The organism is Microbacterium sp. CPCC 204701, from assembly GCF_004010105.1.
Taxonomy (GTDB): domain Bacteria; phylum Actinomycetota; class Actinomycetes; order Actinomycetales; family Microbacteriaceae; genus Microbacterium.
Genome location: NZ_RRYE01000146.1, coordinates 1 through 7,136 on the forward strand (window position 1 = coordinate 1; position 7,136 = coordinate 7,136).

The 7,136-nt window shown below is 70.4% G+C and carries 7 protein-coding genes; 2 read left to right on the plus strand and 5 right to left on the minus strand.

What is annotated here, in order from left to right:
- On the plus strand, positions 1–389 hold a 389-nt coding region (locus EIO58_RS10040), incomplete at its 5' end, for a DNA glycosylase AlkZ-like family protein (RefSeq protein WP_164861624.1).
- Here EIO58_RS10040 and EIO58_RS10045 read toward each other — a convergent pair.
- Positions 379–1,833, minus strand: coding sequence for an XRE family transcriptional regulator (locus tag EIO58_RS10045; protein ID WP_127819421.1), 1,455 nt, complete (start codon positions 1,831–1,833; stop codon positions 379–381). The two genes, EIO58_RS10040 and EIO58_RS10045, sit on opposite strands and share 11 nt — an antisense overlap.
- Before the next feature lie 123 nt (positions 1,834–1,956).
- Between EIO58_RS10045 and EIO58_RS10050 the strand changes: the two genes are divergently transcribed.
- Entirely contained in the window at positions 1,957–3,837 is a 1,881-nt protein-coding gene (locus EIO58_RS10050) for a phosphoenolpyruvate carboxykinase (GTP) (protein WP_127819422.1), read from the plus strand.
- Positions 3,838–3,936: 99 nt separating this feature from the next.
- Here the strand turns inward: EIO58_RS10050 and EIO58_RS10055 are convergent, their stop codons facing one another.
- The 4 genes from EIO58_RS10055 to EIO58_RS10070 form a co-directional block, all read right to left on the minus strand.
- A complete protein-coding gene (locus tag EIO58_RS10055) occupies positions 3,937–6,045 on the minus strand; it encodes an ABC transporter ATP-binding protein (protein ID WP_127819423.1) in 2,109 nt (702 codons plus the stop codon).
- Between the two features lie 24 nt (positions 6,046–6,069).
- On the minus strand, positions 6,070–6,285 hold the full coding sequence (locus EIO58_RS10060; protein ID WP_127819424.1) for an AsnC family protein: 216 nt from the start codon (positions 6,283–6,285) through the stop codon (positions 6,070–6,072).
- A 226-nt stretch (positions 6,286–6,511) separates the two neighbouring features.
- Entirely contained in the window at positions 6,512–6,862 is a 351-nt protein-coding gene (locus EIO58_RS10065; protein WP_127819425.1) for a Fe-S protein, read from the minus strand.
- A gap of 97 nt (positions 6,863–6,959) precedes the next feature.
- The coding region (locus tag EIO58_RS10070; RefSeq protein ID WP_205789213.1) for a 6,7-dimethyl-8-ribityllumazine synthase at positions 6,960–7,136 on the minus strand (177 nt) is incomplete at its 5' end.

Consider the following 7,136-nt stretch of genomic DNA (forward strand, 5'->3'; position numbering starts at 1 on the left):
CGCGCAGCGCGGCGGAGGCGGCATCCGACCGCCTCACCCTCGTGGCCGACGAACCCGAGCCGAAGTACGTCGTCGAGCCCGCGCCGCAGCCCGACGGCGCGGCCCCCGAGGTCGTCGCGCTGCCGCCGTTCGAGGAGTACTACCTGTCGTACGTCGACCGCACCGTGCCCTGCGCACCGGAGTTCCTCGCGGCGATCGGTCCGTCGATGAACGGGATCGTGCGGCCGATCCTCGTCGCGCGCGGTGAGGTGGTCGGCGTGTGGACCCACTCCGTCGCGGTCCGGCGGCACGCCGATGACCCGGTGCCCGAGCTGTTCAGCCCGGACGCGGCGACGGATGCCGAGATCGCTGCCGCCCTCGACCGCTACCGGGACTTCATCACGGCGTAGCCCCGCTTCGGGCGTGGCGGTCGAGGAAGTCGTAGACCTCGTTGTCGTCGACCCCCGGGAACGCGCCCCGGGGGAGCGGCGAGAACATCTGCATGTGCACGCGGGCGCTCGGCCACGCCTTGCCCGACCAGCGTTCGGCGACGTCGGCCGGCGGACGGCGACAGCACGATTCGTCGGGGCATGTCGAGGTCGCCCGCTTCTGGGTCTCGCGGCCCCGGAACCACCGCGCGTCGTCGAACGGCACGCCGACGGTGATCGAGAACTCGCCGGCGGAGGTGGTGCCGGTCTGCGTCGAGCACCAGTAGGTGCCCGCCGGCGTGTCGGTGTACTGGTGATGCTCGGTCGTGCGGTTCTGCTCCGAGAATGCCGACCGTGCAGAGAACCTGCGGCACGCGATCTGACCGTCGACGGCTCCCGTCACATCCATCGGCAGCGGCAGGTCGTCGTTCTCGTACACGCGCGTGATCGCTCCCGAGCCGTCGACCCGCAGGAAGTGCAGACGGATGCCGAGGTGCGTGGTCGCGAGGTTGGTCAGACGCATCCCCGCCGCCTCGTGCGTAACGCCGAACGCGTCGCGGAAGTCCTCGACCGCGAGGTTGCGGTCCTTCTTCGCCTGCTGCAGGAACGCCACCGACGCCGTCTCGGGCATCAGGCAGCAGGCCGCGTAGTAGTTGATCTCGAGCCGCTGCTGCAGGAAGTCGGCGTAGTCGGTCGGGCGCTTGTGGCCGAGCAGGCGGTGCGCCATGGCCTGCAGGGCCATCGATCGCAGGCCGTGCCCGCCGGGGATGGATGCGGGAGGCAGATAGATCCGGCCGTGCTCGACGTCGGTGATGGACCGGGTGGAGTGCGGCAGGTCGCCTGCGTAGATCAGCTCGAAGCCGAGCTTCTCGGCCATGATGCTCACGGTGCGGTGCGTCAACGCTCCCGATACGTGGCCCGCGGCCTTCAGCTGCTTCTCGGCGAGCTTCTCGATGTCGGGCAGATAGTTGTCGAGCTCACGCATCTTCAGCCGCAGCTCGGTGTTGGCACGGCGCGCCTCCTCGGGTGTCGCGATCGCCTCGCGCTCGCGACGCTGCAGCTCGCGGTGCAGACCGAGGATCGACTCGATGGTCTCGTCGCTCATTCCCTTGGTGACCTTGACCGGGGCGATGCCGAGCTGACGGAACACCGAGCCGGACTGTGCGCGCTCGAGCTCGATCTCCAGCGCGGCGCGCCGGTTCGGAGGCTCGGCTGAGAGGAGGTCGGCGACGTCGGCGCCCGTTGCCGACGCGATCGCCTGCAGGAGCGACAGCTTCGGCTCGCGCTTGCCGTTCTCGATGAGGCTCAGCTGGCTTCCCGCGACGCCGACCAGCGCACCGAGCTCGTCCAGCGTGTACCCGTGGGCGAGGCGCTGATGACGGATGCGGTGGCCGAGGGTCGACAGTTCGAGCGATGTGGGCGGCATTCCTTGATCGTAGCGAAAGAATCGCCACTCTTGACGAGCACAACCTTGCAAAGAGGCATCCGAATCGCGCGAAAGTGGAGGCAGAGCACGAATCTGCACGTCGAATCGAAGAGGAGCGACACCATGGCTCTTGCCGACATCTTCACCCGGGGCGAAGCCTCCGCATCCGGCCGTCCCGCCGTCACGCGGACGTATGGCGAGGTGCCGACGATCCAGGGCGAGGGCATGGCCGACCTTCTGGCATGGGTCGACGAGATCGCGGCGCTCACCCAGCCGGCCCGCATCCACTGGGTCGACGGGTCGCGCGCCGAGAACGATGCGCTGCTGCGCGAGATGGTCGACGAGGGCAAGCTCATCAAGCTGAACCCGGAATGGCGGCCCGGCTCGTATCTGGCGCGCTCGCACCCGAGCGACGTGGCGCGCACCGAGGCGCGCACGTTCATCGCCTCCGAGCGCGAAGAGGACGCGGGACCCACGAACAACTGGATCGCGCCCGACGAGATCCGTGCCACCATCACGCCGCTGTTCGAGGGTTCGATGACGGGCCGCACGATGTACGTCGTGCCGTTCTCGATGGGCGCGGTCGGCGGACCGCTGTCGCATATCGGGGTGCAGGTCACCGACAGCGCGTACGCGGTCGCGTCGATCGGGATCATGACGCGCGTCGGCACCGAGGTCGTGCGCGAGGTCGCCGCCGGCGCGCCGTGGGTGAAGACGGTCCACTCCGTGGGTGCGCCGCTTCAACCCGGTCAGCGGGACGTGCCGTGGCCGTGCAACGACGAGAAGTACATCGTCCACTTCCCCGAGACGCTCGAGGTGTGGTCGTACGGCTCAGGGTACGGCGGCAACGCGATCCTCGCGAAGAAGTGCTTCGCGCTGCGCATCGCCTCGGTCATCGGCCGCAACGAGGGGTGGCTGGCCGAGCACATGCTGCTCATCCGCGTCATCGACCCCGCCGGCCGCGCGTACCACATCGCCGCGGCGTTCCCTTCGGCGTGCGGCAAGACGAACCTCGCGATGCTGCGGCCGACGATCCCCGGCTGGCGCGTCGAGACGCTCGGCGACGACATCGCGTGGCTGCGGCCCGGCGAAGACGGCCGCCTGTGGGCGATCAACCCCGAGGCCGGCTTCTTCGGCGTCGCGCCCGGAACGGGGCAGTCGACCAATGTCACGGCGATCGAGACGCTGTGGGGCAACACCATCTTCACCAACGTCGCGCTGCGCCCCGACGGCGACGTGTGGTGGGAGGGCCTCACCGACGAGCCCCCGGCCGACCTCATCGACTGGGAGGGCAAGCCCTGGACGCCGGCATCCGGTCGTCCTGCCGCCCACCCCAACTCGCGCTTCACCGTCGCGGCCGCCCAGTGCCCGCAGATCGCGGACGACTGGGACGCGCCGCAGGGCGTGCCGCTCGACGCGATCCTGTTCGGCGGGCGACGGGCCACGAACGTACCGCTCGTCGTCGAGGCCACCGACTGGACGCACGGCGTCTTCATGGGGTCGAACGTGTCGTCTGAGCGCACCGCGGCCGCCGAGGGCACGGTCGGCGAGCTGCGTCGCGACCCGTTCGCGATGCTCCCGTTCTGCGGCTACAACATGGCCGACTACTTCGCGCACTGGCTCAAGGTCGGGCAGAAGCTGCGCTTCGACCGCGCGCCGCGCGTCTTCCAGGTGAACTGGTTCCGCAAGGGCTCCGACGGCCGCTTCCTGTGGCCGGGGTTCGGCGACAACTCGCGCGTCATCGACTGGATCATCCGCCGCATCGAGGGCGAGGTGCCCGCGGTCGACAGCTCGATCGGACGCCTTCCGCGCGCACAGGACCTGGACCTGACCGGCCTCGACGTCACGCAGGAAGACCTCGATGAGCTGTTCGCGATCGACCGCGAGTCGTGGCTGCGCGAGGCCGACCTGACCGAGGAGTTCTACCGCACGTTCGAGGGGCGCGTACCCGCGCCGCTGTGGGCCGAGCTCGCCGCGCTGCGCTACCGGCTGCAGCGCTCCTGACCCGGGGCTCGCTCTTCGAGCCCTTCCAGACCGGCGCCCGGCCCTCTTCTTGGCAGAGGGGCCGGGCGCCTACTTCGTTGTGGCGGATGGGGCGCCGGCTCACACGAGCAGCTGGTGCCTCGCGAGGTCGCGGTACAACGGCGTCGACTCGACGAGTTCGGAGTGCGTGCCCTGGCCGACGACGCGGCCGTGGTCCAAGACCACGATGTGGTCGCTGTCGACGACGGTGGAGAGTCGGTGCGCGATGACGATGAGAGTGCGGCCCGCGGCGACGGCGTCGATCGCATCGCGCATGCGCTGCTCGTTGAGTCCGTCGAGCGACGACGTCGACTCGTCGAGGAGCAGGATCGGGGGAGCGGCGAGCAGCGCGCGCGCGATCGCGAGCCGCTGACGCTCGCCGCCGGAGAGCATGACCCCGCTCTCGCCGACGGGCGCGTCGAGTCCGAGCGGGTTCCGGTCGAGCACCTCGCCCAGATTGACGGCGCGCAGCACGGCTTCGCATTCGGCGTCGGATGCCTCGGGCGAGGCCAGTCGCAGGTTGTCGCCGAGCGTGCCGGCCAGGGTCGGGGCATCCTGCTCGACGTACCCGAGCTGTGCGCGCAGGTCGGCGCGGTCGATCGCGCGGACGTCGACTCCGTCGAGGAGGATGGCGCCGCCGGTCGGGTCGTAGAACCGCTCGATGAGCGCGAGCGTGGTGCTCTTGCCGGCCCCCGAGGGTCCGACGAGCGCGACGCGCGCGCCGCGCGGCACCGCGAACGACACCCCGCGCAGCACCTCGCCGTCGACCGCCACCCGATCCTCATCCCGGGTGTGCGGCGGATGTTCGGCGTCGGGGCGGATGACCTCCGCCCCGACGGACGAAATCTGCCCCGAACCCGAGGAGTCGAGGTCGGACAACGTCAGCGACGAGGTGTCGACGTGCGCGTTCTCGAGGAGCGCGAGCGCCTCGGACTCTGCCTTCCGCCGTGCCCGCACCACGGCCTCGGGGTAGCGGAAGCGCACGTCGCGGAACTCGATCGCCGGTGCCGACGTGAGGGAATGCGCCGAACCGAGGGGCACCCCGGACGAATCCACCCTCATCTCGGCATCCCTCCTCATCTCGGCGCGCGACGACGGGTCGGCGGCATCCGCCGATTGCACCGCGGCGGCGATCGTGGCGTCGTCGTGCGACTCGGTGGGCAGGTCGAGCACCTCCTGGATGCGGCCGAGCGCGCCGAGCGCCTGGTTGACGGAGGTGATCGCCCCGAAGAACGAGCCGAGCGGGGCGATGAGCAGGAAGAGGAACATGATGAACATCACGAGGCTCGCGATCGTGATGGCGCCGGTGGCGACCCGGAAGCCGCCGAAGCCGATCACCACGAGCAGCGACACCTGCAGCGCGACGCCGGCGATCGGCACGACGAGCGCCGACACCCTCGCGATCCGCACGCCGACGCGGTACGCGTCGCTCGCGCGCTCGGTGACCGATGCCACCTCGCGCGCGGTCGCGCCCGCGGCGCGCACGGTCCGGATCGAGCCGACTGCGCGCTCGACGCCCGACGCGAGTTCACCGACCTTCTCCTGCTGCTCGGTCGAGGCCGTGCGGATGCGACCGCTGAGCGCGGTGACGCCCAGCACCGAGACACCGAGCACGACCACGATGATCGCGAGCAGCACCCAGTCGATGAGGGCCATCGCGATGAGGGCGCCGGCGAACAGCAGGGCGTTGCCGATCGCGTCGGCCAGGCCCTGCGTGAGCGCGGCGTAGAGCAGGGTGGTGTCGCTGCCGACCCGCGAGACGAGATCGCCGGTTCGGCGCGCGTCGAACTCGCTGATCGGCAGGTGCAGGATCCGCGAGATCAGCCGGCGGCGGCTCGAGTACACGACCGCGGTGCCCGTGCGCTGGAGCAGGTAGTGCTGCCAGGCGGTGATGAGCGACGATGCGATGACGAAGCCGACGAGGGCCCACAGCAGCCAGCCGAGGGGCAGCTCGCCCTGCACGCGCTCGATCACCTGCCCGACGAGCAGCGGCTGCACGAGGGTGGCGATCGCCCCCAGGACGCTGAGCACCGAGACGACGACGAGTGTGCGCTTGTGCTCGAAGAGGTACGGCAGCAGCTGTCCGAATGTGGCGCGGGGTCCGTCGTCGGTCTTGCCGCGGCGGTTCCGGATGCTGCGAGCCGGGGTGGACTCGCGGGCGGGAGCTTCGTCGATGTCGGCGGAGGGCATGGTGTACCTCGTTCGTGAAGGGGCTTACCTTCGACCGTACTTCTTGTGGACGGCCTGCTTGCTCACGCCCAGGGCGCTCGCGATGGCCTGCCATGAGAAGCCGAGGTTGCGGGCCCTGCGCACCTGCACCTCTTCGGCGCGGGCGAGCTCGCGCCGCACCTCGGCGAGACGGCGCAGCTCGGCGAGCGGCTCGCGCTCGCCCGCCGCACCGATCAGGGTGAGGATCTCGTCCCCGCTCATCGCTCGCTCCTCGGTCGATCCGGATGCGGCGGTCGCGGCATCCGTCGTCGTCAACCGTAGTTGACGGGCATGCAACCTGTCAACCAGTGTTGACGAGCGGACGGGGCGGGCAGGTGCGGCGATGCCGTTGCATTCGGCGCCCTGACCATGGCCGGACACAGACGGGTGCCGCGGCACTCGGGCCGCGGCACTCGGGCCGCGGCATCCGTCTGTGTTCTCGCGTGTGTCAGGTCCAGAGCACGGCGATCGCGGCGTTCGCGAGCGTGAGCACGCCGATCGACCAGAAGATCGCCGGCGGGACGGATCCGGTCTTGCGCTGCCGACCGCTGCCGATGCCGAGCAGCGCGCCGATGATGAGGAGGATGACGAGCTTCACGCCGATCTTGGCGTAGTCCAGGTCGGCGCCGCCCCACGGGGCGGCCAGGATGAGGCCGGCGATACCGGCGATCGCGAGTCCCCAGTGCATGAGGCGCGTGATCCGGTGCTTGCCGCCGACGGCCTCGACGACCCAGGATCCGAAGAGCACCGCGAACCCGACGAGATGGATGAGAACGACGATGTGACGGAGGATTTCCATGTTCGTCACGCTAGGCCCATCCCCAGGCCGGCGCCAGGAAGGCGCCCCTCACCCGGAGCGCCAGTGACCCCGGCCCGGTCACGGAGCCCGGTCCCGGTCACTGAGCCTGTCGGAGTGCCCGCAGCACGAGCGCCGTGCGGATCGCGGCGTCCGCGGCCTCGTGGCCCTTGTCCTCCTCGGAGCCGGGCAATCCGGCGCGTGCGATGCCCTGCGCCTCGTCGTCGAGTGTGAGCACGCCGAAGCCGACGGGCTTGCCCGTGTCGAGCGCGACGCG

What these genes read in the sequence shown, in the direction of transcription:
- EIO58_RS10055 (WP_127819423.1), bottom strand. Translation starts at nt 6,045, where the DNA reads ATGCCCTCCGCCGACATCGACGAAGCTCCCGCCCGCGAGTCCACCCCG.
- EIO58_RS10050 (WP_127819422.1), top strand. Translation starts at nt 1,957, where the DNA reads ATGGCTCTTGCCGACATCTTCACCCGGGGCGAAGCCTCCGCATCCGGC.
- EIO58_RS10065 (WP_127819425.1), bottom strand. Translation starts at nt 6,862, where the DNA reads ATGGAAATCCTCCGTCACATCGTCGTTCTCATCCATCTCGTCGGGTTC.
- EIO58_RS10060 (WP_127819424.1), bottom strand. Translation starts at nt 6,285, where the DNA reads ATGAGCGGGGACGAGATCCTCACCCTGATCGGTGCGGCGGGCGAGCGC.
- EIO58_RS10045 (WP_127819421.1), bottom strand. Translation starts at nt 1,833, where the DNA reads ATGCCGCCCACATCGCTCGAACTGTCGACCCTCGGCCACCGCATCCGT.